The organism is Chryseobacterium vietnamense (assembly GCF_031454475.1).
Taxonomy (GTDB): Bacteria; Bacteroidota; Bacteroidia; order Flavobacteriales; family Weeksellaceae; genus Chryseobacterium; species Chryseobacterium vietnamense.
In genome coordinates this window covers 113,491-137,740 of sequence record NZ_JAVDQX010000001.1, presented here as the reverse complement: position 1 = coordinate 137,740, position 24,250 = coordinate 113,491, and the positions used below count along the sequence as shown (strand labels likewise).

23 protein-coding genes are annotated in these 24,250 nt (G+C 37.0%); 13 read left to right on the top strand and 10 right to left on the bottom strand.

Features of this window, described 5'->3' with window-relative positions; genetic code table 11:
- Window positions 1–18: 18 nt before the first annotated feature.
- From J2786_RS00630 to J2786_RS00620, 3 genes are all read right to left on the bottom strand, one after another.
- On the bottom strand, window positions 19–585 hold the full coding sequence (locus tag J2786_RS00630; protein WP_047432650.1) for a YceI family protein: 567 nt from the start codon (window positions 583–585) through the stop codon (window positions 19–21).
- A 142-nt stretch (window positions 586–727) separates the two neighbouring features.
- Window positions 728–1,777, bottom strand: coding sequence for a glucokinase (locus J2786_RS00625; protein ID WP_047432653.1), 1,050 nt, complete (start codon window positions 1,775–1,777; stop codon window positions 728–730).
- 116 nt (window positions 1,778–1,893) lie between these two features.
- Window positions 1,894–2,457, bottom strand: a complete 564-nt coding sequence (locus J2786_RS00620) for a hypothetical protein (RefSeq protein ID WP_034692268.1) — start codon at window positions 2,455–2,457, stop codon at window positions 1,894–1,896.
- Window positions 2,458–2,848: 391 nt separating this feature from the next.
- Between J2786_RS00620 and J2786_RS00615 the strand changes: the two genes are divergently transcribed.
- Together J2786_RS00615 and J2786_RS00610 are read left to right on the top strand one after the other, a co-directional pair.
- Window positions 2,849–4,231, top strand: coding sequence for a DUF1800 domain-containing protein (locus J2786_RS00615; RefSeq protein ID WP_310023610.1), 1,383 nt, complete (start codon window positions 2,849–2,851; stop codon window positions 4,229–4,231).
- 160 nt (window positions 4,232–4,391) lie between these two features.
- Window positions 4,392–5,576 (top strand): DUF1501 domain-containing protein, encoded by a 1,185-nt coding sequence (locus tag J2786_RS00610; protein ID WP_047432657.1) that lies wholly within the window; start codon window positions 4,392–4,394, stop codon window positions 5,574–5,576.
- 345 nt (window positions 5,577–5,921) lie between these two features.
- Here the strand turns inward: J2786_RS00610 and J2786_RS00605 are convergent, their stop codons facing one another.
- The 3 genes from J2786_RS00605 to J2786_RS00595 form a co-directional block, all read right to left on the bottom strand.
- Window positions 5,922–6,059: a hypothetical protein gene (locus J2786_RS00605; protein WP_167497810.1), complete on the bottom strand. Its 138-nt coding sequence runs from the start codon at window positions 6,057–6,059 to the stop codon at window positions 5,922–5,924.
- A 106-nt stretch (window positions 6,060–6,165) separates the two neighbouring features.
- Window positions 6,166–7,185, bottom strand: coding sequence for a helix-turn-helix transcriptional regulator (locus tag J2786_RS00600; protein ID WP_047432663.1), 1,020 nt, complete (start codon window positions 7,183–7,185; stop codon window positions 6,166–6,168).
- A 67-nt stretch (window positions 7,186–7,252) separates the two neighbouring features.
- A complete protein-coding gene (locus J2786_RS00595; protein ID WP_047432665.1) occupies window positions 7,253–7,588 on the bottom strand; it encodes a HopJ type III effector protein in 336 nt (111 codons plus the stop codon).
- Between the two features lie 738 nt (window positions 7,589–8,326).
- Here J2786_RS00595 and J2786_RS23030 point away from each other — a divergent pair.
- Window positions 8,327–9,127, top strand: a complete 801-nt coding sequence (locus tag J2786_RS23030) for an RtcB family protein (protein WP_374709946.1) — start codon at window positions 8,327–8,329, stop codon at window positions 9,125–9,127.
- Between the two features lie 295 nt (window positions 9,128–9,422).
- Entirely contained in the window at window positions 9,423–11,177 is a 1,755-nt protein-coding gene (locus J2786_RS00585) for a hypothetical protein (RefSeq protein WP_047432670.1), read from the top strand.
- 378 nt (window positions 11,178–11,555) lie between these two features.
- On the opposite strand, the gene J2786_RS00580 is transcribed toward J2786_RS00585, so the two are convergent.
- Together J2786_RS00580 and J2786_RS00575 are read right to left on the bottom strand one after the other, a co-directional pair.
- On the bottom strand, window positions 11,556–12,110 hold the full coding sequence (locus J2786_RS00580; protein ID WP_047432672.1) for a histidine phosphatase family protein: 555 nt from the start codon (window positions 12,108–12,110) through the stop codon (window positions 11,556–11,558).
- Complete coding sequence (locus J2786_RS00575; protein WP_047432674.1) at window positions 12,095–12,877, bottom strand: adenosylcobinamide-GDP ribazoletransferase; 783 nt, start codon at window positions 12,875–12,877, stop codon at window positions 12,095–12,097. Before J2786_RS00575 ends, J2786_RS00580 begins: the two co-directional genes overlap by 16 nt.
- 164 nt (window positions 12,878–13,041) lie before the next feature.
- Here J2786_RS00575 and J2786_RS00570 point away from each other — a divergent pair, with 164 nt between their 5' ends.
- Window positions 13,042–14,049, top strand: coding sequence for a hypothetical protein (locus J2786_RS00570; protein ID WP_047432676.1), 1,008 nt, complete (start codon window positions 13,042–13,044; stop codon window positions 14,047–14,049).
- Window positions 14,050–14,105: 56 nt separating this feature from the next.
- Here J2786_RS00570 and cobT read toward each other — a convergent pair whose 3' ends face one another.
- On the bottom strand, window positions 14,106–15,113 hold the full coding sequence (gene cobT / locus J2786_RS00565; RefSeq protein WP_047432678.1) for a nicotinate-nucleotide--dimethylbenzimidazole phosphoribosyltransferase: 1,008 nt from the start codon (window positions 15,111–15,113) through the stop codon (window positions 14,106–14,108).
- A 266-nt stretch (window positions 15,114–15,379) separates the two neighbouring features.
- On the opposite strand from cobT, the gene J2786_RS00560 reads away from it, so the two are divergent.
- From J2786_RS00560 to J2786_RS00550, 3 genes are read left to right on the top strand one after another with little or no spacing between them, the layout of a single operon-like run.
- Window positions 15,380–16,129, top strand: coding sequence for a nucleotidyltransferase domain-containing protein (locus J2786_RS00560; RefSeq protein WP_047432680.1), 750 nt, complete (start codon window positions 15,380–15,382; stop codon window positions 16,127–16,129).
- A gap of 6 nt (window positions 16,130–16,135) precedes the next feature.
- The gene (locus tag J2786_RS00555; protein WP_047432682.1) at window positions 16,136–16,768 is read left to right on the top strand and encodes a hypothetical protein; all 633 of its coding nucleotides are present in this window, start codon (window positions 16,136–16,138) and stop codon (window positions 16,766–16,768) included.
- 19 nt (window positions 16,769–16,787) lie between these two features.
- On the top strand, window positions 16,788–17,873 hold the full coding sequence (locus tag J2786_RS00550; RefSeq protein ID WP_047432684.1) for a nucleotidyltransferase domain-containing protein: 1,086 nt from the start codon (window positions 16,788–16,790) through the stop codon (window positions 17,871–17,873).
- A gap of 128 nt (window positions 17,874–18,001) precedes the next feature.
- On the opposite strand, the gene J2786_RS00545 is transcribed toward J2786_RS00550, so the two are convergent.
- A complete protein-coding gene (locus J2786_RS00545; protein WP_047432686.1) occupies window positions 18,002–18,343 on the bottom strand; it encodes a TfoX/Sxy family protein in 342 nt (113 codons plus the stop codon).
- Window positions 18,344–18,680: 337 nt separating this feature from the next.
- Here J2786_RS00545 and J2786_RS00540 point away from each other — a divergent pair, with 337 nt between their 5' ends.
- From J2786_RS00540 to J2786_RS00520, 5 genes are all read left to right on the top strand, one after another.
- Window positions 18,681–19,196, top strand: coding sequence for a DUF2975 domain-containing protein (locus tag J2786_RS00540; protein WP_047432688.1), 516 nt, complete (start codon window positions 18,681–18,683; stop codon window positions 19,194–19,196).
- Window position 19,197: 1 nt separating this feature from the next.
- Entirely contained in the window at window positions 19,198–19,401 is a 204-nt protein-coding gene (locus tag J2786_RS00535) for a helix-turn-helix domain-containing protein (protein WP_047432691.1), read from the top strand.
- A gap of 183 nt (window positions 19,402–19,584) precedes the next feature.
- Complete coding sequence (locus tag J2786_RS00530; protein ID WP_047432694.1) at window positions 19,585–20,457, top strand: ABC transporter ATP-binding protein; 873 nt, start codon at window positions 19,585–19,587, stop codon at window positions 20,455–20,457.
- A 2-nt stretch (window positions 20,458–20,459) separates the two neighbouring features.
- A complete protein-coding gene (locus J2786_RS00525; RefSeq protein WP_047432696.1) occupies window positions 20,460–23,702 on the top strand; it encodes a M1 family aminopeptidase in 3,243 nt (1,080 codons plus the stop codon).
- A gap of 102 nt (window positions 23,703–23,804) precedes the next feature.
- Window positions 23,805–24,245 (top strand): MarR family winged helix-turn-helix transcriptional regulator, encoded by a 441-nt coding sequence (locus J2786_RS00520; protein WP_047432699.1) that lies wholly within the window; start codon window positions 23,805–23,807, stop codon window positions 24,243–24,245.
- The last annotated feature ends 5 nt before the right edge of the window (window positions 24,246–24,250 follow it).

Here is a 24,250-nt window from a genome sequence, read left to right as displayed (position 1 = left end):
AATCTTTTTTTGATTAATTTATTGAGCAGTTACCTTTACAAGCATATCAATATCATCTTTCACAAAAACATCCTGCATTGTAGACTTGTAAGCTACATCAAATTTCTGTCTGTCGAAAGAGAATTTATTAGATACTAGGCTTACTACTCCTTTGCTGTAAGAAATCTTGGCAGGGAAAGAGATTGGGCTTGTTTTTCCTTTTACAGTAAGGTTTCCTGTTACAAGAGAGTTATAAACTTTATCGTTATTTTTCTTTACTCCTGTAATTTTGAAGCTTGCAGTAGGGAATTTTTCAACTTCAAAGAAGTCACCATTTTTAAGGTGTCCGTTTAATTTCTGCTGATATTCTCCTGTAAGGTCAGTAGAGCTGATTGAAGTCATATCCAATACGAAGCTTCCGCCTACCAATTGGTTTCCTTTCATTACCATATCTCCAGACTTTACTTTTACAGTACCGTCGTGAGAGCTAGCCTCAGATTTTGCTACTTTATATCCCCACCAGTGTACATCAGACGCTACTACTTTTTTTGACTGTCCGAAAGCTAATCCACCAGCTAAAACTGCTACTAAAAATATTTTTTTCATTGAATAGAGTTGTTTACTTATTTAACGAGACAAAGGTAGCATCTTATTCGATAGATTTCATTGATGTATATCAATAAAATTTATTATTTTCATGAATAATATCATCCCATAAAAAAACTCCGAATTTCTTCGGAGCTTTATTTTATAACTGATAGTAAGCTGTATAAAGTGCTATACCATTTAATGCAGTGTGATTTTGCTTGACCAGATAAATGGGAGTATTTTTAAGCATTTCCTCCATTTTATCACTGATCTTGAATTTCTCATAGAATTTCGCCTTGTCGATATATTCCGCGATCATTTGTGGAATATCCCCGGCAATCAGCAATCCTCCGGTAGCTTTTAATTTTAATGTTAAGTTGTTCGCTTCTCTTGCCAGAAATTCAAGGAAAGTATCTAAAGCGATTCTGCAGATCAATACATTCTCCTCGATAGCTGCTTTATAAAGTTCTTCCACAAAATTTCCCTGTGCAAGGCGCTCTCCTAACCATTCCGGCTCAGGATGTCTTTTCACATCTCTTAAGAATCTGTAGATATTGAATAATCCCGACTTGGAAAGTACATTTTCCCAGCTTACAATACCGTAGATATTATTTAAGAATTGGTAAAATTCAACCTCTACGTTGGTTCTTGGTGAAAACTCTGAGTGTCCTCCTTCTGTTGCAAAAGGTCTCAGGTATTTACCGTCAAAGAAATATCCCGCTTCTCCCAATCCGTTTCCGGGCGCAAGAACCGCTACATTTCCTTTTTCAAGATGTCCGCTGGTATAAATAGCTTCAAGATGATTATCTTCAAGAAGAGCCATTCCATAGGCAGAAGCTTCCAGGTCATTCAGCATTTCTACTTTTTCAAACCCGAAATCACGTGCATATTCAGCAACATCTAAATGCCATCCCAATCGTGCAGGGCTGCTTTTCCCGTCCAATACAGGACCTGGCACTGCCATTCCCAGACGTTTTACATTTTCAAGCTGATTATCCTGAATAAACTTCTTTAAAATATCTGAAAAGGAAGCATATTCTTTAGTTGCATATTTATTTTCTACTTTTATCTCAAGACCTCCGTTCCCGGAAACAAAATAGCCTAAGATTGTTATATCTTCACGGAGACTTGCTCCAATGATAGAAACACTATCATTATTACTGTTTTCTACTCCTGGTAAATAAAGTGGAAATTTTGGATTCAGAATCATAACCTCAAATTTTACCAAATATAATAATTGTTTTTGTAAATCCTGCACAGAACAAAAAAACCTTTTCACTTTCGTGAAAAGGTTTTGGTTAATAATTGTTTATATATTAAATCTAACTACTTTCCTAATGGAATATTGTAACCGAATCCTACACCGATATTCCCCACATTATAGTCCTGACCAGGCAAATCTCCTTTAGTTCCTACAAAAACCTTTTGGTATTGTACGAAGAAATTCCAGTCTCTGTTGTGGTAACCGATCTCCGGTTTTAGGTAGAAGCCTCCGCTTGCTCTCTCAACATTAGTATTGGATGCAACCGTTTTATCTCCTACTAAGAAACCATATCCTAAATCTGTTCCGAAATAGAAACCGGTTTGTTTTGGATAAATTCTGATTAATGCTGCTACTGGAACTACTCCTACATCATTGTTTTTATATCCGTTGTTCTCTTTTCCAAAATAGTGAGTATATCCTGATGCGATACCTAGTCCAAATCCTGGTGTAATCAAATTCTGGTAAGCTACATCCACTCCTACTGCAGCGGAAAGATTATCTGCGGGAACTGCTAAACCAACATTTGCACCTACCTTGATCATATTGTTCATTTGAGCACTTTGGGCGCTTGCGATACCTGCTGTTAAAATACCAGCCAGTACTATTGCTTGTTTAAACATTTTCATAACTCTAATTTTTAAATTTTACTAAACAAGAGGATGTAAAAATCATGCCAAGCAAGCATTTTTCTTTGATTTTAACACGCATAAAATTCATAATATAATGAATATCAATATATTAATTTTAACAAAATTTAAATATTTGTTTAACAAAATTTATCAAAAAATCAACAGCGAAAAGTGAATTATAGAAAAAAAGAAATGGAAGCAAGAAGATGGAAGGTTGAAGCAATATTCTGTTATATGAAACTCCTATCTGTTATAATTAAAGTAAAGAGAAATTTCTCCTTTCTTTACACCATAACTTCCAGCTTCCAGCCTAAAATAATATTAACAATCCTTAACCCGTTATCATTTTAACCTTTTTCTTCAAAATACATCAAAAAATAAATTCTCCATGATGGCTGATTCATTATTAAAAAACAAGCATCTTCTTTGGCGCGCAGGTTTTGGTGTTGGTATTAATCAAATTGATGATTTGAAAAATAAAAATAGTAAAACGTTAATAAATGAATTATTTAAAGAAGAAAGCTTCAAAGAAATCACTTACGACACACCCGATCCGGTTTCAGCAGCAGATTATATGAACAGTACAGCTCCTGCAGAAAAGAAAAAAGAAATGCAGCGGATCAACAGGGAACAAAATAATGAACTCAACCTGAATTTCCTGAACTCCATCGTTAACAGCAAGGAACAGATGCGGGAAAAGATGGCATTTTTCTGGCATGGACACTTTGCTTCAAGAGTGATCAATCCAAAGTTCAACAAACAGCTTTTAAATACGATCAGGAAAAACGCACTCGGCAATTTCAAAGATCTGCTTTTTGAGGTAAGCCAATCACCGGCGATGCTTAACTTTCTGAATAATCAGCAGAATAAAAAAGATCATCCTAATGAAAATTTTGCCCGAGAAGTGATGGAACTGTTTACTATGGGAAGAGGGAATTACACTGAAAAAAATGTGAGAGAAGGAGCCAGAGCTTTCACCGGATGGAGCTATGATAAGGAAGGGAATTTTAAGGAAAGGAAAAATCTTCATGATGAAGGCACTAAAACTTTTCTGGGAAAAACGGGTAATTTTGATGGAAGTGATGTTTTAAATATTATTTTGGAGCAAAAAGCTACGGCACAGTTTATTACAACGAAGATTTATAAATTCTTCGTGAATGAAAAACCAGATCAGGATATGGTTAATACACTCAGTGCAAACTTTTACAATTCAGGATATGACATCAAAAAACTGATGACTGAGATATTTTCAAGCCCATGGTTTTATGATCAGAAGAATATAGGTAATCGTATAAAGTCCCCTGTAGAACTGATGGCAGGAATCATGCGAATTCTTCCTATGCAAATTCAAAATCCTGAAAACCTCATCGTTTATCAGAAATTATTGGGACAAATGCTCCTTTATCCGCCCAATGTATCGGGATGGCCGAATGGAAAATCCTGGATCGACAGCTCTACTCTGATGCTCAGGCTTCAGATTCCTCAAATCTGGTCCGGACTTCGACCTTTGGAATACAGTCCCCGCCAGGATGACGACATAGACATGGGAATGAAATCCAGGGAAACGGCTTTAAACAAAAGCTTTAAAAACCCGAATATCACCATCGACTGGAATCGTATTGAAAAGCTTTTCGCCCATAAAAACTGTGAAGACTATCTTCTGCAGAATACGCATAGTCTGGACATGAATTCTGTAAGGAATTTTTCAGATAAGAGTATAAAAATGAATATTATTAACCTGATGTCTACTCCGGAATACCAGTTATGTTAGGTAGGAGGTTTTAGGTTGCAGGTAGCAGGTAATAGCTGCGCAGTATAACTTGCCTACCCCTGATTTACTGCTATAAAAAATGTAATGCAGCCCAGCCCATAACTTACTACCCGCTACCTGCAACCTTTTATCTGCCACCTTAACTCCTAAAAGCAAAATTATGTTAATCAAAAGAAGAGAATTCCTCAAAATAAGTTCGTTGGCTACCGCTTCTTTGCTGATGCCGAATTTTTTAAAGGCTATGACTCTGGACGAGGCCCTGAATCCTGATCAGAACATTCTGGTTGTTCTTCAGTTTACAGGTGGAAATGATGGCCTGAATACCATTATTCCGGCTAAAAATGATATTTATTTCAAGGAAAGGAAGACCCTGGCCATTCGGAATGCTATACCGCTTACCGATGAAGCGGGAATCAATCCTGCTCTCTCCTATTTTAAAGAACTTTTTGATAACGGGGAGCTTTCTGTGATGAATAACGTGGGATACCCCAACCCGGATAAGTCCCATTTCAGAAGTATGGATATCTGGCAGTCAGCAAGCAGAAGTGATCAATTCTTGGAAACAGGCTGGCTAGGCCGTTTTCTGGATGAAGAATGTTATCGCTGTGAACACCCAACTCAGGCGCTGGAAGTAGATGACATGCTAAGTCTTGCTTTAAAAGGGGAAAATAACAAAGCTTTTGCCTTTAAAGATCCTAAAAGGCTGTATCAGACCAGCCAGGAAAAGTATTTTAAATCTCTCTACGATCATCATCACGATGATGAAACGGTGTCTTATCTATATCAGACTTTAGGCTCAACCATCAATAATGCTGATTATATTTTTGAAAAAAGCAAAGCTAAAAAAACAGAGCAGGTTTACCCCAATTCCCAGTTAGGAAAAGATTTTAAAACGGTTGCTTCTTTGATAAAATCAGATATTAATACTCAGGTGTACTATCTTTCTGTAGGAAGTTTTGATACGCATGTCAATCAGAATGACAGACAGAAAAAGTTATTTGATGATATCAACGAGTCGGTAAAATCATTTGTTGCCGATATGAAAAGCAACGGACTCTTTAAAAATATACTGCTGATGACATTTTCAGAGTTTGGACGTCGCGTGGCGCAAAACGCCAGTAATGGGACAGATCATGGAACCGCCAATCAAATGTTCTTCATCAGCGGAAATCTTAAGAAAAAAGGGCTGTTAAACGCACTTCCTGACCTTCAGAATCTGAACGAGGGCGATCTTATTTATAAGGAAGACTTCAGAAAGGTATATGCAACAATCCTTAAAAACTGGCTTAAGGCAGACTCTTCCAAAGTACTGGGATGGAAAGATGGGATTTATGATTTTGTGTAGGGAAACCGAAACCGCAAAAGTCACAAAAGTTTTTTTAGAAGCATGGCTCTAAAAAGAATGGATAATAAGTATGTTCAGATTCCTACGGAATGACACAATTGGAATGGTGATCTATCCCTCAGCTTGTCATTCCGTAGGAATCCAGCCTTCTTTTCCCAAAAACACAATCCTGACCCATACCTCAGCTGAAAACATTCCCCTCCATCGGACGGTGGCAAAAATTCAAAGAATTTTTGACGGGGTGGTTTTCAACATTCATCAAAAACATCCATTAACAAAAAAAGAGACTGTACCTGGTTATGACAGTCTCTTTTCAATAATTTTAAATTTAAACTACTTTTACGTTTAAGCCGTAATCTGCTTTTTTTCGCTCTCTTTTTCTTCCTGTTTTTTATCTATTTTCTCAGATATCTTTTTCACGATATACTCTATCGCCAGCGGTGCTATAATTGCAATTAATGCTTTAAATATTCTTGATTTCATAATTAATTTGGTATTGTTAAGTTAATAATACAATTTCCAAGCCAAGATAAAATGTGAAAATAAATTATCTTCAATAAAGCCTTGTAAATAGAACATTTAAAATAATTTAGTTTTCCTCGGGAACAATCAGATTCTGATAATTTTTACTGCCTGCACTAAACTTTTCCTCCATTTTCAGCCGTAGTTTTTTGGGTTTATGTACAATCAGAGAGTCTCCAAACCCAAGCAATAATCTTTCCAGCTCAAAATTGATCTGAACACATATTTTAAACAGCGTTCCATCATGATCTTCCTTTAAGATCTCCTGACTTTTATGCAGCGGTTTGGTTTTCACATAAGGAGCATTTCCCGAATCTACCCAAAAGATAACATTCCTCGGATCCATAGACTCTGAAACAGTTACCCCAACAATATCTTTGAAATATTCATCGCCATCCAGTTCCTTGTCAATATATACAAGACTATCATCTGTTTCGATACTTTCCATTCTGTCCAATGCCAGATTATACATTTTCTGTTTATAAAGACAGATCAGAAACCAGCGGTTGTTGAACTCTTTCAGTAGCTGCGGATGTACCGTAAAAATATTGGACTCCCTTGCCGTAAAGCTTTTGTAAAGAATCTTAAGTACTTTTTTATTGGCAATACTTTCGTACAGAATATCAATATGTTCCAGGCCTTTTAATTGTTCATTTTTATCCAAATGAATAATAGATTTCTGGTTGGTGGAGTGAATAGAATCTTCCAGTTTCTGAATAACCCCATTCATTTCTTTGAACATGGAAAAATCTTTGAACTGTTTTAAAATCTGAACGGCGTTATTCATTGCTTTCAGATCACTTTCATTCACAGAAATATTATGAATACTGTATTCCGGATCACTGTAACGGTAATATTTTCTTTCGTAAACTTCGATAGGAGCCTCGTATCCGAACTTTTCGCTCCGCATATTCTGAAGATCAAGCTGAACAGTTCTCTTACTTACATAAGATTCTTTTCCCTCAAATTCAAATAATGCTTCTGAACATTCATCAATAAGATCTTCTAGCGTATATTTCCTGTATTTATTTTTAAGACATCTATCTAATGTTTTATACCGGATCAGAGCATTTTTATTGGATGACATACCTTAGTGTTTAATGATTGGGTGTTTTTAAATAAAAAATTGCTTTTTCTTTCTGCTCTTCTTACAATTATTTTTCTTTTAACGCATTGTCATCAAAAGTAATTCCTTCCCAGCCGAATTTCATAAAGTTCCGGATATTCTGATGATCAGTTCCTTCAGGATTTTTCAAAACATCCTCTCTGTAAAACTCACCAAACAGCCAAAGTGTTTCTTCTTTCGTCAGATCCTTAATGCTTGCAAAGCTGAAAACCTTGCAAGAACCGTTGTTCTGTCCGGCCTGATTAGTGGTATCACCGTTTTGAAATGCGGTAGGAGTAAATTCATAATGCTCATCAATATGAGCGATCACATCATTAAACTGGATCGTTTCCGGGAAATGTTTTAACTGTTCTAATAATACCATAAGCCTTGTTTTTTTAATTATATACTATTTAAGAATCTGCCAAAGGGCTTTTTTCATCTTTTTAATTAATTTTTGTAAAAATAATTAAAATTTCTTTATCTACGCAAAACTATTGCGCAATAATGATATTACTTTGCATCATCAAAATGAAACAAAATGGAATTTAATGGAAATCATTTAATCGAATTAGGATATAGACCAGCAAAATGGTTTAAAGATGCCATTAGCTATATCAATGAGAATAATCTGGATGAAGATCAGATCGCAGAATATCTGGTACAATTCAAACAACCTGATCTTATTCCACTTCATGAAACGGCTAAAGATTTTATGATCAACATCCGTGCAGAACACGAAAGTGAAAATGATAATGTGGAAAAAGTAATCAAAACGATGAAAGTTCTGATGAAAACCCCTACTCTGGTTGGCGGAGCTTTAATGCCTGATGCCTGTCCTACAGGTCCTGAAGGTCAGATTCCGGTGGGAGGTGTGGTAGTGGCTCAAAATGCCATTCACCCTGGATTCCATAGTGCTGATATCTGTTGTTCAGTGATGCTGACAGATTTTGGAAAAACCAATCCTAAAGATGTCCTGGATGCAGCACATTCCGTAACGCATTTCGGATATGGAGGAAGACCAAGAGGTGAACAGATGCCGATGTCTCAGGAACTGATGGATGCTTTCAGAGAAAATGTATTCTTAAATGATGAAAAACTGATCAGCATTGCCCGTTCTCATATGGGAACCCAGGGAGACGGAAACCATTTCCTATTCGTTGGAATTTCTAAGAATACAGGTAATACCATGATGGTAACCCATCACGGATCAAGAGCACCGGGAGCTGCTTTATATGATAAAGGAATGAAGGTTGCCAACCGTTTCAGACAGGAAATTTCCCCTGAAACATTAAGAGAAAACGCCTGGATCCCTTATGATACTGAAGAAGGAAAATCTTATTGGGAAGCACTGCAATTGATAAGACAATGGACGAAAGAAAACCATACTTCTCTTCATGATGCCGTGCTGAACAAGCTGGAAATGGAGAAGGAAAACAGATATTGGAACGAACATAACTTCGTTTTCAAAGATGGAGACCTGTTCTACCACGCAAAAGGAGCTACTCCACTGGATGATAAATTCATGCCTGATATTACGGGACCAAGACTGATTCCGTTGAATATGGCGGAGCCGGTATTGATTGTTCAGGGAAAAACGAACGAAAGAAACTTAGGTTTTGCACCACATGGAGCTGGAAGAAATTTCAGCAGAAGCCAGCATAAGAGATCTTTGGCTCATAAGACAACCGAGGAGATCTTCAATGAGGAAACAGCAGGATTGGATATCCGATTCTACTCCAATGAAGTTGATATTTCTGAACTTCCGAGCGCTTATAAGAGTGCGAAGAACGTTAGAGCACAGATAGAAGAATACGGACTTTGTGAAGTTCTGGATGAAGTGATGCCTTACGGATGTATCATGGCAGGAGACGTGCAGAAGAATGCTCCGTGGAAGAAAAAGAAGAAATTCAGAAAAGCATAATTTTTAAAAGTGTACTCAAACCTTACGGGTTTTAGAAACCCGTAAGGTTTAAATAAAAACAACAACCCAAGTTTCACAGCACTAAAAAATTATTTTAAAGAAAAAACTCAAGGCAAAGAAAGTTCCTATATTTCCAGATTTACTTTCCGCCTTTTTACAAATTATAAGGCAAACGGAGTTCCTATATTTTTTGGATAAATTACTCCCCGCTTTTTATAAACTATAGGTAAAAGGAGTTCCTATACCCTTCACTTTTAATGAATCTACTCCTCACTTATTTTTTAAAATTAAAACAATGAAAACACTACAATTATTCAATGCTGTACTAGCCAGAAAATCCTATGAAAAGCCATTTCTTTCTGATGATGGTTTCATCATTGAACCGGATGCTCTGTGGGCAAAAAGTGAGATCATTTCTTATTATGCAAAGGAAAAACTGAATGGAAATGATTTGAATAAAACCTTTCACAAATCCTGGAATAAAATAAAGAACACTTCCAGAATTGATTTATTTTTTGAACAGCTGAAACATTATATTTCAACCTATGGAAGTGATTTCCAAAGTGAAATTTATATTCCTGATGAAATACTGAATGTTCCCGATATGAAGCTTTCTTTTAAAGTTATCAAAGCTTATTCTGCAGAAGAAATGCAGGAAAAATGTCTTGCTCTTTTAAGATCAGGTATTGCTTTAAAAGAAGAAACCATTGATGATTTGCTTTCTGTTTTACATACGGAGCTGGAATATGATTTTACAGGAAAAGAAAATATCAGAAATAAAGAAGCGGTTATAAAAATAGCTGACCTTTATAATATTTATCCTGAAAATCCTGTTGAGTTTTTCCGTTATGTCATTTATAAAACGACTAATACAACGCTTTTAATCAAAAATGATGATCTGATTAATTTAATTAAGCAGAGTAATTTCAATCCGACCTACTTGTTTGAAAGCTTTGGAATGGAAAAAATGGCAGAAATTTTCAACAGATTCAAGCCGTTATTCCTGGCGTATAAAAACAGAGCACCAAAAGCAATCAACAAAATATCAAAGCTGTCTAAAGTGCATCATAAACCTTTGATTTCAAATCCTTTGAATGATGCTACCAATACATTACTGGAAAACAGCGACTGGCACTGGCTGGAAAATGCAACACCGTTTGCATTATTCAAAGCATTATCAGCTTGTTATTCAAGAATGTATGGTCAGGATACTTTTGTTTACAGAGTCAGAAACGGGAAATCATGGACTAAAAAAGGTAAGGAAACTTACGTGAATCAGTTCAATTATGATTTTATCATGGATTATCTGAAACTGAAATATGAAAGTCTTTCCGGAAAGAAATTTTATTTCCCTGAGAATATAGAATTTGCGTTGCCAACTTCTGAAAAAATGTTTGTAGGAAATATCCCTACCGGAACCCGTTTTTATGCGGACAGACTGGCGGTAGGTATTTATTGGGAAGATCAATGGGGAGCCAATGACCTTGATCTTTCAGGATTGAATATCGCAGGAAAAATAGGTTGGAATGCCGCTTATAACCACGGTAACGGACAACTGATGTATTCAGGAGATATGACTTCTGCTCCTAACGGTGCTGTTGAATATCTTTATGCCAATAAAGGGCTTTGTGAACCAACATTGGTCATGAATAACGTTTTCTGCGGAGATGCCAACTGTGGATATAAAATTGTGATCGGAAAAGGAGATGATATTTCCTACGATTATATGATGAATCCTAACCATCTCTTTGCTGAAGCGAGATGTAATTCTGTTCAGAAGCAGATGATTCTGGGAATGCTTGTAGCTAAGAACGAAAAGCAATGTTTTGTACTGTTGAATTTCGGAGCCGGACATTCTCATGTTTCAGGAAACAGCCAGATTTCTGCGATGGCAACAAGTGCATTATACCAGCAATGGTATGAAGCGATGTCTTTCAATGCGCTTATCAAAGAGCTTGGAGGCGAGATTACTGCAGAAAAAGCGGAAGCTGATTTTGATTTCTCACTGGAAAGTCTGGAAAAAGATAGTTTTATCAGGGTTTTTAAATAAATCCTATGACGTCATCTGATGGTATCAGGTGGCGTTTTTTGTGATGATAAGGTTGGGGAAATGTTGAGAACCACCCCGTCAAAAATTCTTTGAATTTTCGCCACCCCTCCGAGGGAGGGGAATTTTCACGTCTTCAGTTGGGAGACTGGTCAGGATTGTACTTTTGGTAAAAGAAGGCTGGATTCCTGCGGAATGTGACACATTTGTAATGATGGTCTATCCACACAGCTTGTCATTCCGTAGGAATCCATCCTCTAAAATTCAAGAATTACCTAATGTATTCTATTACAAACAGCTTAAGTTTCGGCTAAAGCCGTTTGAAAATTGTAATCTTTATTAAACGGACTAAAGTCCGTTCCTATTGAATAAGAACGGTCACTATACATTCACCTTTTTCACGGAAAAAACTCCTTCATTCACATGAATAATCACTTTCTTTCCATAATCAATCTGAATAGTAAACATATTCTCTAGCGGAAACTGAAGCACAGCCTGAAGGATAAGACGAATGACTCCGGCATGGGTAATAATGAGTACTTTCTCCTTATCTTTTTTCCAAATCAAATCCTGCCAGAAGCTGAGGACGCGGGTCTGCATTTCGAGAAGATTTTCACCTCCGGAAGCTTTAACATTGACAAAATCTTTGTACCATGGATTAATTTCATCTTCAGGAATATCCGTCCATTTTTTGAGCTCCCAGCTCCCGAAATTCATTTCACGAAGTCTTTCATCTGTCTGATAATCAAACTTAAAAAAATCGGCTAAAAGACAGCAGCGTTGAGAAGGACTTGAAACAATTACATCATAATCTTTGTCTATTTCCAACATTTTAAAATCTTCGATATATCCTTTCTGTAAAGGTATTTCAGCAAAACCATAACATAGGTTTTCCGGATTTGCAACAGCAGTATGCCGGATTACATGAATTTCCATACGATGATTGTTCCTAAATAAAATAAAACTTCACAAACCTGCTGTACCGAACCCAGGCAATCTCCCGTGTAACCGCCGATATGTTTTTTAAAATACCAGCCCATATATATTTTCCCTAAATACGCGAGCGCAAAAGCAAAAATCAAATGCCAGTCCGGAAACAGGGTAAAAGCAGCTAACACACTGATAAACCCTACCAGCAAAGCCATTCCATCCAAAGGTTTATTGGCCAGAGGTTTTGATTTGCTTACATCAATATCAGTGACATACTGATGAGTGTAGATCATCGTTCCTGAAATAAACCGGCTTACCGTATGACCTAAAACAACAATGCATAAAACACCCAACGGATCAGCCATTCCCAAAGCCTGAATACTGTAAAACTTTAAAGCAAAAAGTAAGATAATCCCTATGGTTCCATATGCTCCTACTCTACTGTCTTTCATAATCGTCAGAATTTTTTCTTTTCCATATCCGCCTCCGAAACTGTCGCACATATCTGTAAAGCCATCTTCATGAAAGGCTCCTGTCAGCAGAACACTTGAAATCATCATGACAACAATTCCTATTTCGAGGTTAAAAAGGATCATAAAAAGATAAAGCACCGCAGCATTGATTACCCCCACCAAAAGTCCGACCCAGGCAAAATATTTCTGGGATTTATTCATAATCTCACTGGAGTAAGGAATCGTAAACGGAACCGGGATTCTTGTGAAAAACATTAATGCTGTCGCAAAGTAAATCAGTTCATTCTTGAGAATTTTCATCTATTCTTTTTTAACAAAAATTGGATTAATCAATTTCCGTAAAATTAGGAAAGCTTTTAACAACGATAAAGAGATCGGTTAAAAAAATAGAAAACATGAATCTTATCACCTGAAATTTATCCTTTTTATTTCTGAAGTATTTTTAGTTTTGCACCATAATAACCATGAAAAAAGAACAAATGAAAAAAGCGTATTTCGCTGGATTATGCCTTATATCCATCGTAAGCTGTTCAGCTCCCGGTGATGAGCTGGACAATGTAAAGGAAGCACAGGCTTTAAATGCATCTGGTAGTAACATGCTAGCCAAAGGAGGTTTCAGAGATACTCCTGACACCCCAACTCCTCCACCTGCAGGAATCTGGTCCAAATCTTTCTATTTAACAAATCCTATTTACGGTTTTTACAGTAATCTTACCAAAAAACACCTGTACAATACCTCTCCATTACCATCCGAACTTCCTAAATCGTATTCTGGCCTGGACTATTATTTTCAGGAGAGATTATTAGGTTCTGCAGACGGACCCGGTCCGGTTATTACAAGATGGTTTCACACAGGAACTAATGATCTTGTTTTAACGACTAATCCTAATGAATTAGTGGGACAAAGCAATTGGGAAAAAAGAAATCTCGGTACCAGCTATAATGGTGATGAGCCAGGAAGCTTTCCTATTTACAGGTACTTCAATGGTGATAAAAAAACACACTTCTACACCAGAGACAAGAATGAGCTGGGAGATGGAAAAGACGGCTATGAATATGAAGGAGTCGCTTTCTATTTAAAAGATTCAGAGCCTAAAGCCTATAGGGTTCGTGACGGACAGTTTTTTCAGGATAATGCGACAGGAGCTTTATACATTGTATTTGAAAGTACCCTGAGACGTATCGAATCTTTTGCAGTGATCAATAATCTGTTTGCTGTTCAGGGTAAAGCCTATCTGGTTTTTAAAGTAAATATAGAAGATTATACCGGAGAAAGAGGTGCTGACATCACTTCAGGAACACAACTGGTAAGAAACACCAATACCGGGAAACTGTATATGGTAGATGATGGTTTATACAGATATATTCCTACGATGCAGATATTCAATTCATATAAATTCAATGAGGATGCTATTCAAAATAAACCTGTAAGAATGATGTTTACAGGGAAAGATGTTGAACATACTTATTAAGTATTTGATTTTAAGATAAAAAGGGGGCTTCATTGCCCCTTTCTTATTATATAAAGTTAAGATGATTTGTTGGAAATATGGGCGTCTTCAAAGCTTGACATTTCATTCAGGAAGTTAACAGCACTTTGAATAATCGGATAGGCCAATGCACAACCTGTTCCTTCTCCGAGGCGTAGATTCAGATTGAGAATAGCCTGTTCTCTCATCAGTCCCAACAGCTGAGGATGGGCATTTTCATTGCTTACATGGCAGAAGATACAGTTATTCAATACTTCAGGATTCTTTTTCCATACGGTGGCTACAGCAACAGTGGCGATAAATCCATCTACCATAATCAGCATATTGTGGTGATAAGCTTCTTCTATGGCTCCAATCATTTGGGCAATTTCTAATCCTCCAAAGGTCTGTGCGATTTCATCCTCAGTCATTTCAGCCGGATATTTTTCAATAGCTTCTTTTAAAATACTGATCTTGTTGTCCAGCTGATGATCATTTAATCCGGTTCCACGTCCTACACAATGGGTAACTGGAATATCAAAGAGCTTGCTCATCATCAAAGAAGACGCGGAAGTATTCCCGATTCCCATTTCTCCAAAGCCAATAATATTGCAGCCTTTTTTCGCAATATCAGCAACCACAGACTTTCCGTTTTTAAGAGCCTGCTGATATTCTTCAGAGGTCATGGCAGGTTCTTCCAGAATATTACGGCTGGATTTTCTAACCTTTTTATCTACCAGATCCAATCCATCCGGAAAATCAAAATTGACTCCGGCATCCACGATTTTGATCTTAATATCATTCTGTCTGCAAAAAACATTGATGGCAGCACCTCCACCCAGGAAATTCATCACCATCTGATAGGTTACTTCCTGTGGATAGGCACTTACTCCTGCAGCAGCAATCCCATGGTCGGCTGCAAAAACCACCATATGAGGATTCAATAACTGCGGTGAAATAGTTTTCTGTACCATTCCTATTTTGTGGGCAATATGCTCAAGATGTCCCAGTGCGCCTAAGGGCTTTGTTTTAAAATCAATTTTATGCTGTAATTCTGATGATAACATGGATGTTGATACTTATGTTAAATGGAAAAATGCAATATTAGTAAAATAGGAAGAATTTTGCAGTGTTTGTCTGTAGTTTTTAAGGGCTGGAAGCTGGAGGCCTGAAGCAGGAAGCTAAAAATCATACTTTTATAAACTTTCTCATCTCTATAACTATCAAACCCTCGCACCTCACAACCCGAATCACGACTCCCGAATCTCGCAAAAATACAACGTAAGAACATTGCGCACTTCACCCATTACTTTGCATCATCAATACAAAAACAATGACACCAAAAATACTTGAAAAAATAAAAGAAGTTGAAGCAGCACGAGGCATAGAAGTGCTTCTTGCCGTAGAATCAGGGAGCAGAGCATGGGGTTTTGCATCTCCTGACAGTGATTATGATATACGTTTTATATACCGTCATGAAAAAGACTGGTATCTTTCTCCCTGGGATAAGGATGAAACGATAGAATTTATGACAGAAGATGATCTGGACGGTTCCGGCTGGGATCTGAGAAAGACTTTTCACCTTTTACTTAAGTCGAACGCAGCGTTGCTGAGTTGGTTTTATTCTCCTATCGTTTATAAAGCGGATGAAAAGTTTGTAGAACTCTTTAAACCTTTGGCAGATGCCTGCTTTTCTCCGGTAGCGGTCTCTTATCATTATTTAAGTATGAGCAAGAAATATCTGGAAGCCTGCAGAGCTGATGAAGTAAAATTAAAAAGTTATTTTTATTGTTTACGAACCACATTAACAGGAAAATGGATCATAGAAAAAGGAACGGTTCCTCCTGTACTGTTCAGTGAACTGCTTGTTTTAACAGATAACAAAACCAGACGGAAAATAGAAGATCTCGTTGCCTTAAAAGCAACCAAAGGAGAATCTTATTACCACCCGAATGATTGGGAACTGTTTGATTTTCTGGAGAAAACAATCGGTGAGAATGAAGAGAAATCGAAAGGTTTATCAGGAGGAAAGGCGGATAAGGGCGAGATGGAGAGGGTTTTTAGGGAGATATTACAATTATAATAACTTATGAAACAACTATCTGAAAGAGCTCTTAATTTTTTAAAAAGAAAAGAACGAAAAGACGAGTTTTATATTGATAAAAAGGAGATAGAAAATCATTTATCCTTATATTCCATCAAAAATTATTCTGAGATCCTTAGATTTCAAGAAATATATTCCGGACTTATCATAAATAATAATGTTATTCATATTTTCAACCCTGTCAAATTAAAAGAGCATGAGACAATCAAAACCTTTCTATGTGAAGAGCAAGTTCTATTCCCTATTTGTGATGGACTTTGCATTTCGGAAGATGGAAGAATTGCTATAAAAGATAATGTCAGCAATGATTATATCTTTTATTTTGAATTTTTTGAAACTTTTATAGAGCAACAAGCTTTTTTTGAGGAGTATCAAGATTACAAACACCTTCCAGCCATAGGATATTATACAAAGAATATTAGTTTAATTTCAAAAGGTCTTCCAGATTATGATTTCATTATTGAATGTTCTGACCGTTATCATTCTCTTTGGAAAAACATTTCGAATCTTGTCCACGCCAAACTATATCCTGAAGGCTTCACACTCATTCTTGATAGTACTTCAGAAGAAGAACGTAATTTTTTAATTAAAAAACTGGAATCAAAAAAATTAATCTAAAAATCTGTAATTAGCTAAAATGACCATCCAAGACCTAAAAAACAATAACCTCCTCCTCTTCGAAGCCATTTCCGGAAGCAGAGCTTTTGGGTTGGCGACAGAGAATTCGGATACGGATATCCGCGGGGTGTATTATCTGCCGAAGGAAGATTTCTTTGGGCTGAATTCTGTTCCGCAGATTTCCAATGAGACGAATGATATTACCTATTATGAAATCGGGAGGTTTGTAGAACTGTTGCAGAAGAATAATCCTAATATCCTGGAAATCCTGGCAAGTCCGGAAGATTGCATTCAATATAAGCATCCGCTGATGGATCTGCTGAAAACGGAGGATTTTGTGTCAAAACTATGCAAAGATACCTTTGCAGGCTATGCCGTTTCCCAGATTAAAAAGGCAAAAGGTCTCAATAAAAAGATTGTAAATCCGATTGATAAAGAGAGAAAATCTATTTTGGATTTCTGCTTCATTCTTGAGGGACAAGGCGCTGTACCATTGAAAAAATGGCTGAATGAATTGCCCTCCTCTGGTGGACGGGGTGGTCTCTCACAGGAAAATTGTGGATTGATAAACATTGATCATACCAAGGGAATGTATGCTTTATTTTATGATGAATCGGGAACGTTGGGATATAAAGGAGTTATACAGAATGAAGAAGCCAATCAGGTTTCTGTATCCTCTGTTCCTAAAGATGAAAAACCGGTTGCTTATCTGTTTTGCAATCTGGATGCTTATTCTGTGTATTGCAAAGACTACAGGGAATACTGGAAATGGGTGGCTGAGCGTAATGAAGACCGTTACAATGTCAATCAGACCCACGGACAAAATTACGACAGCAAAAATATGATGCACACCATCCGTTTGCTGCAGTCTTGTGAACAGATTTTTAAAACCGGTTCACTGAAGGTCCGTGTAGAAAACCGCGACGAACTGTTAGATATTAAAGCTGGCAACCAATCTTATGAAAGTGTAATGCAAAAGGCAGAAGATCTTATTCAATCTATAGAAAATCATTATTCCACTTCCACTCTACCCAACCAACCGGATCTTGAGAAAACAACAAAAATATTAATTCAGATCAGAGAAAAACTGTATCATCATGAATGATAAATGATCAGTGATAAATGATAAATGATCAGTGAAGAATGGTGGGATTGGTGAACTTCATCTCTCCCACTCTTACATACACTCTCACCCTCAAACTCTCAACCTCTCTCACTCTCAAACCCAAAAACTCACTTCTTCGCCGCCTTCGCCATCGGATTATAATCCAGGCAGATTCTGATCCAGTATTCAAAATCATCTGCTTTTTTAAAACCAATGGGTTCAACGTAGCAATATCCATTTAACTGTTTCCCTTTCATGATCATCGGCAGGAAGCCTTTTTTTTCCGAAACCTCATCTTCCATTTCGGGATTGTAGCGGCACATCAGATTGTCATGGCTGATGTTGATGCACATCTTTCCGTTCACCAAAAAAGACAGTCCGCTAAACATTTTCTTTTCCTCGATCTCTATATTATTTTCCATGGAAAGCCGTTCACGTACACGGTCGGCAAGTTCAGTACTGTAAGCCATAATTTCTTTTTTTTTGACCTATCCCTTTTAGTAATAATGGCTTCGACAGACTCAGCCTGACAGCGCTTAAAAATTTCGGCTGGTATTCCAGTTTCTTCACCCTGAGCCTGTCGGAGGGTATCAATAAGAAAACCTTATAATCATTTTTTGAGTATTACTTAAAGGAATAAGTTGATCAACTTTTTTGTTATTTAAAATTAATTAAAAACTGTGATTAACACGTTATTTTTTTTATATTATTGATGAATTCAAAATTTAAGAATTAAAATTTTATTTAAATAAATTATTGTTTTACGATAATTAATTATACATTTGCAATAGTAATACTATTCTTACCATGAACCAGACCAAGATTATTTCAAGGATCTTATTTTATATCTGTGCCATACTTTCGGCGGGATATTTAATCACTTTTGGGTATTCCCTATTCTGTCTGATCACAGGATTTTCGGTTACCCCTTATAAAGAAGGACAGTTCCTTCATATCAATTATCCGTTGACAGAACAGCCGTTTCTGAATATCGAAAACAATTACCCTTACATGATATTTTCTTTTATGTCGGTTCTTATCGCTTATGGAATCTTTTTCTGGTTATCTGCCAGGGTTTTCAAAGTATTTTTCCGGCAAAAACTGTTTACTGAGGAAAATATCATTCGGCTTAAGACATTTTACCTGTACAATATTTTCATCCCGTTTCCACTGGTGATGATCGCGAGTTTCTTTGTGGAAGTAGAAAGTATCATATGGGGACTGGTGTTTATTCACTTTATGCTTGGAATTTTTTGTCTGTTTCTTGCTAATATCTTTAAGCAAGGACTACATTTGCAAAACGAACAAGACTTATTTATTTAAAATGCCAATTATAGTCAACTTAGATGTGATGCTTGCCAAACGAAAAATGCAGAGTAAAGAATTGGCAGAAAAACTGGGGATCACCCCCGTCAACCTCTCTATCCTGAAAACCGGCAAAGCCAAAGGTGTCCGCTTCGATACCCTTGAAACCATCTGCAAAATCCTGGAGTGCCAGCCGGGAGATATTCTTGAATTTAAAGAGTAGACGAGATTAGGGGTACGAGTTACGTGTTAGAGAGTTTGAGGGTAGGTGTGTAAAAATCCCGCTTCTAACTTCCAGCTAATACCCAATCCTAAACTTTAAACCCTAAATTTTAAACTTTAAACTTTAAAACCCTACACCAGCTGCCGAAGGCCGCCTGTCCTTCTATTCCCTAAACACAACGTTATGAATACATTATCTATCAACAACCTTAGCCTTACCTACAAAAATGGTTTCCAGGCTATTAAAGACATTTCACTGGACATTAAAAACGGGATATTCGGGCTGCTTGGTCCGAACGGAGCCGGAAAATCTTCTTTAATGAAAACTATTGTCGGACTTCAGAAACCAACCTCCGGAACAATACTTTTCAATGAAGTGGACATCATTAAAAATCCTGATTATATTAAACAGAATCTTGGATTTCTGCCTCAGGATTTCGGAGTTTATCCCAAAGTTCCTGCTTACGATCTGTTGGAACACATTGCCATTCTGAAAGGAATTAATGATAAGAATCAACGTAAAAATCAAATCCTGAGCCTGCTGGAAAAGGTTAACCTTTCCGATTTTGCTAAAAAAGAAGTTCATACTTTTTCGGGCGGAATGAAACAGCGTTTCGGGGTAGCTCAAGCCTTGTTAGGTGATCCGAAAATAATCATTGTAGATGAACCAACTGCAGGGCTGGATCCTGAGGAACGCAACCGCTTCAATACTCTGCTCAATGACATCAGCCAGGAGGTTATCGTTATTCTGTCTACGCATCTTGTTGAAGACGTCAGAAACCTTTGCTCAGAAATGGCAGTGATGAATCACGGGCAGATTCTCAGAAAAGGAAATCCCGGAAAACTGATTGCAGAGCTGGAAAATAAAATCTGGTCAAAACCCATTGATAAAAATGAACTGGAAAGTTATGATTCCAGCTATGAAATCATCAGCAGACAATTATTGGAAAGAGCGCTTCATATCACTGTATTTTCCGAAGAATATCCGAAAGACTTCAGCGCCGTAACCCCTCTGCTGGAGCACGTTTATTTCCATACACTTACCCAAAAACCTTAATCATGAATACGATATTTTTATTCGAAGCCGGACGCTCCTCCAAGCACTGGCTCGCCTATCTTGTGGCTTTACTCTTAGTAGCTGTCGGTATTTTTTGTGGCAGCCAGTTTAATCTTTCGGTAGGAGAAGGTATTTATTTAAACTCTCCTTACACCATCGGTTTTATGACCGGGATGCTGAGCCTTGCCGTGATTTTTTTTGCGACTGTTTACGCATTACAGCTGCTTTTTAAAGATCAGGATTCAAAATTTGACAGTATTCTGTTTTCATTTCCTTTGTCAAAATCCGCCTATCTGAAAGGGAAATTCTATGTGTATTTTCTACAGACATTTTTAAGCTTTTCTTTACTGATAACCGGATTTATCACAGGTCAGGTGATGCGCACCGGAAGTGAAATGCAGGAAGGTTTTGCGATCATCCATTATGTCTATCCTTTGTTTATATTTGGTTTCATCAACAGTCTGGTTGTCTGTAGTTTTCTGTTTTTCATTGCATTCACTGTAAAAAGAAAACTGCTGGTTGTTGTAGGCGGACTGCTTCTATATGTTTTTTATATGATCATTTTACTGTTTTCCAATTCGCCCTTTATGGCCGGAAGTCTTCCGCAGTCATTGGAAACACAGCAGTTTTCAGCATTGATTGATCCGTTTGGATTATCTGCTTATTTCATGGAAGCCCGTGGTCTTACGGCACATCAGAAAAATAGTCAGATGGTTCCTTTTACAGGATATCTTTTGTTCAACAGGCTCCTATTTTTCATGATCTCAACAGGACTTCTCCTTCTTTCATTAAGATTGTTTTCTTTCTCCGGTATTTCCGGACGAAAAGTAAAAATATCAGGAATTGCTCTGTCATTATCTGAAACCAATAAAGCGGATTATTCCACAGTAAATTCAGATTTTAGCTGGAAGAGTTCATTCCGGTCTGTACTTTCTTTTGCCAAAACAGACCTTATTTATCTCTTTAAAAGTGTTGCTGTTCCTGCTGTTTCCATATTGCTGTTATTTTGCGTTGGGATGGAAATGTATGCCGAAATTGAAAAGGGAATCCGTCTTCCGCAGAAGTATGCCGGGTCTGGCCTTATGGCAACAACCATCTCGGAAAACTTTCATCTGCTCGGTTTACTGATTTCAGCTTATTTTCTGAATGATATGTATTGGAGAAGCCCGTCTTCAGGATTTTATCTGATTGAAAACAGCACTTATTTTTCCAAAAACCGGTTAACCGGACATTTTCTTTCCATCAGCTTCCTCCTGTTTTTCTTTACCGGAATTTTAATTGTTCAGGGAATTGTTTTTCAGGCTGCTTACCAGTATTTTCATATCGACTGGAATGCTTATCTCGGTGTTTTTCTTTTCAATACTTTCCCTTTAATGCTCTTTTCAGGATTGATTCTTTTAATTAATGACAGGATTCCCAATAAATTCATTGCTCTTGGAGTTTCTGTTCTTGCCGTTTTTGTATTATCAGGTCCCGTTTCCGCAAAATTAATCACCTATCCTCTCTTCAGAATATTTTCAGATTTTAAAGGAACTTACAGTGATTTCAGCGGCTATGGAATCTACGAAAAAGCCTTTGCTCAAAGACTATTATTCGGAACTGGTATTATCAGTATTTTATGGATACTTAACAGCACTATAAAATTCAAAAAAACACCTGCAATTGCATCTGGTTTTAGTATTCTTCTCTTCATTTCAGGAATCTTTGCCGGAGTATTGTTTATGAAAGGTTATGTTCCAAAAAATGAAAACCAGGCCATTCTGCACTCTGTAGACTATGAAAAAAAATACAGGAAATATGAGAATATTCCACAACCTGACATCACTGACATTGCTACAGAAATTAAACTGTATCCTTCAAAAAATGCTTATCAGATTATTGGAAAATATACCCTTAAAAATCAAACTAACCAGCCCATCAATAAGGTTCTGATCAATTTTAATGAGGATTTAAAAATTGAATCTGCTGTAATGAGGTTTGGTAATGAGATGACAAAGATTCATAAAAATATAACCGAAGTATCATTACAACAGTCTCTTCAACCAGGTAAAACAGCTTCTCTTAATTTTACACTCTCTTATCAATGGTTGGCTGTCAACGGTCATCAGTCTTTCAATGCCATTATTGAAAACGGCTCTTTTATGAGGATCAGCAGGTATTATCCTACGATTGGTTACGAAAAGGATAATGAAATTCAGGATGAAAAGCAACGCAGCCAATTCAACCTTGGAAAACGTACGGAATTGAAGAAACCGGAAGCTCCTGAAGTACAAAAAAGGGATTTTATCAATCTTACTATGACTGTTTCTACCGAAGGTAACCAAACAGCCATAGGCACAGGAGATCTGGTAAATAAATGGTCACAGTCCGGCCGTCATTATTTCAAATATAAAGCAGATCAGATTCCTTTCCGGTTTGCCGTTTCATCAGCAGAATATAAGATCAAAAGTGAAAACTATAAAGGGATTATCATCAATATCTTTTATCATCAGAAACACTTTGAAAACGTTAATCACCTTCTTGAAAATGCAAAGCTTACTTTAGATTACTGTCAGCAAAACTTTGGTCCATACCCTTTTAAAACCATCAATTTTGCAGAAATTTCTTCTTTTACCAGAGGCTTTGCGGCTACAGCTTACCCTTCTTCGATTTTTATGCCGGAAGACATGATTTTCCACGCCAATATACAGGCAGACAAAAAACAGGATGTCATCAATGAACTGGCCGGGCATGAGCTTTCCCATCTCTGGTGGGGAAACAGTCGGATCAACCCTGATGACAGAGAAGGTGCTGTAATGCTTACTGAAACCCTTGCCATGTATACCGAAATGATGATCTACAAAAAAATGCATGGCAGAGAAAAATTGATGGAAAGAATCAAAGTACATCAACAGATCTACGACAATGAAAAAGGACTGTCTGAAAATGTTCCGATCTATAAAGCTACGGGAGATGTTCCTCATATTTCCTATTCCAAAGGAGCTGCAGCCATGGTACAGCTGAGTAATTTAATCGGTGAAAATAAAGTTAATCTGGCTTTGAAAAATTTTCTAAGCAACAACCAGTACCCCAAAAAACCACGTTCATTAGATTTGATCAATGAGTTTTATAACGTTGCTCCGGATGTTTCCACCAGAAAACAGATTGACAGATTATTCAGATCTATAGAAAATATAACTTTTACTTCGGGGCGTGAAACTGCTTCTGTAAAGGCAAAACCCAAAGAATCCGGTGATAGTTTTTAATTTTTTTTGAAAATATTTTTCAGGAATTGTAACAAAGTAAAATGGTGATTTACTAATTAGTTGATATATCAATAATTGATACATCATTTTAAATCTGAAAATATGGAAAAGTTAAATTCAATTATATTCTACAACATAGACAAAGCAATCAGAGCCTACAGAAATTATGCTCAGCGGCAGCTGAAAGCCCATGGTTACACGATTACGATCGATCAGTGGCTTATCATCAAAGCGATTCTGGAAAACCCGGGAATTACCCAGAACGAAATTGGTGATCTTGTTTTTAAGGACAATGCTTCTGTCACGAGGATTATTGATTTAATGGTAAAATCCGAATACATTATCAGAAAAGTTCATCCTGAAGACCGAAGAAAAACCAATCTGGAAGTGACAGATTCCGGGGTAAAAGTAATCAAAGAGGTTCAGAATATTGTAGAGAAGAACCGTAAAACTGCTTTGAAGGGAATCAGGGAAGAAGAACTGGAAGTGATGTATTCAGCTTTACTGAAAATTTCAGAAAACTGTCTTAACCCTAAAAAGTAAAACGC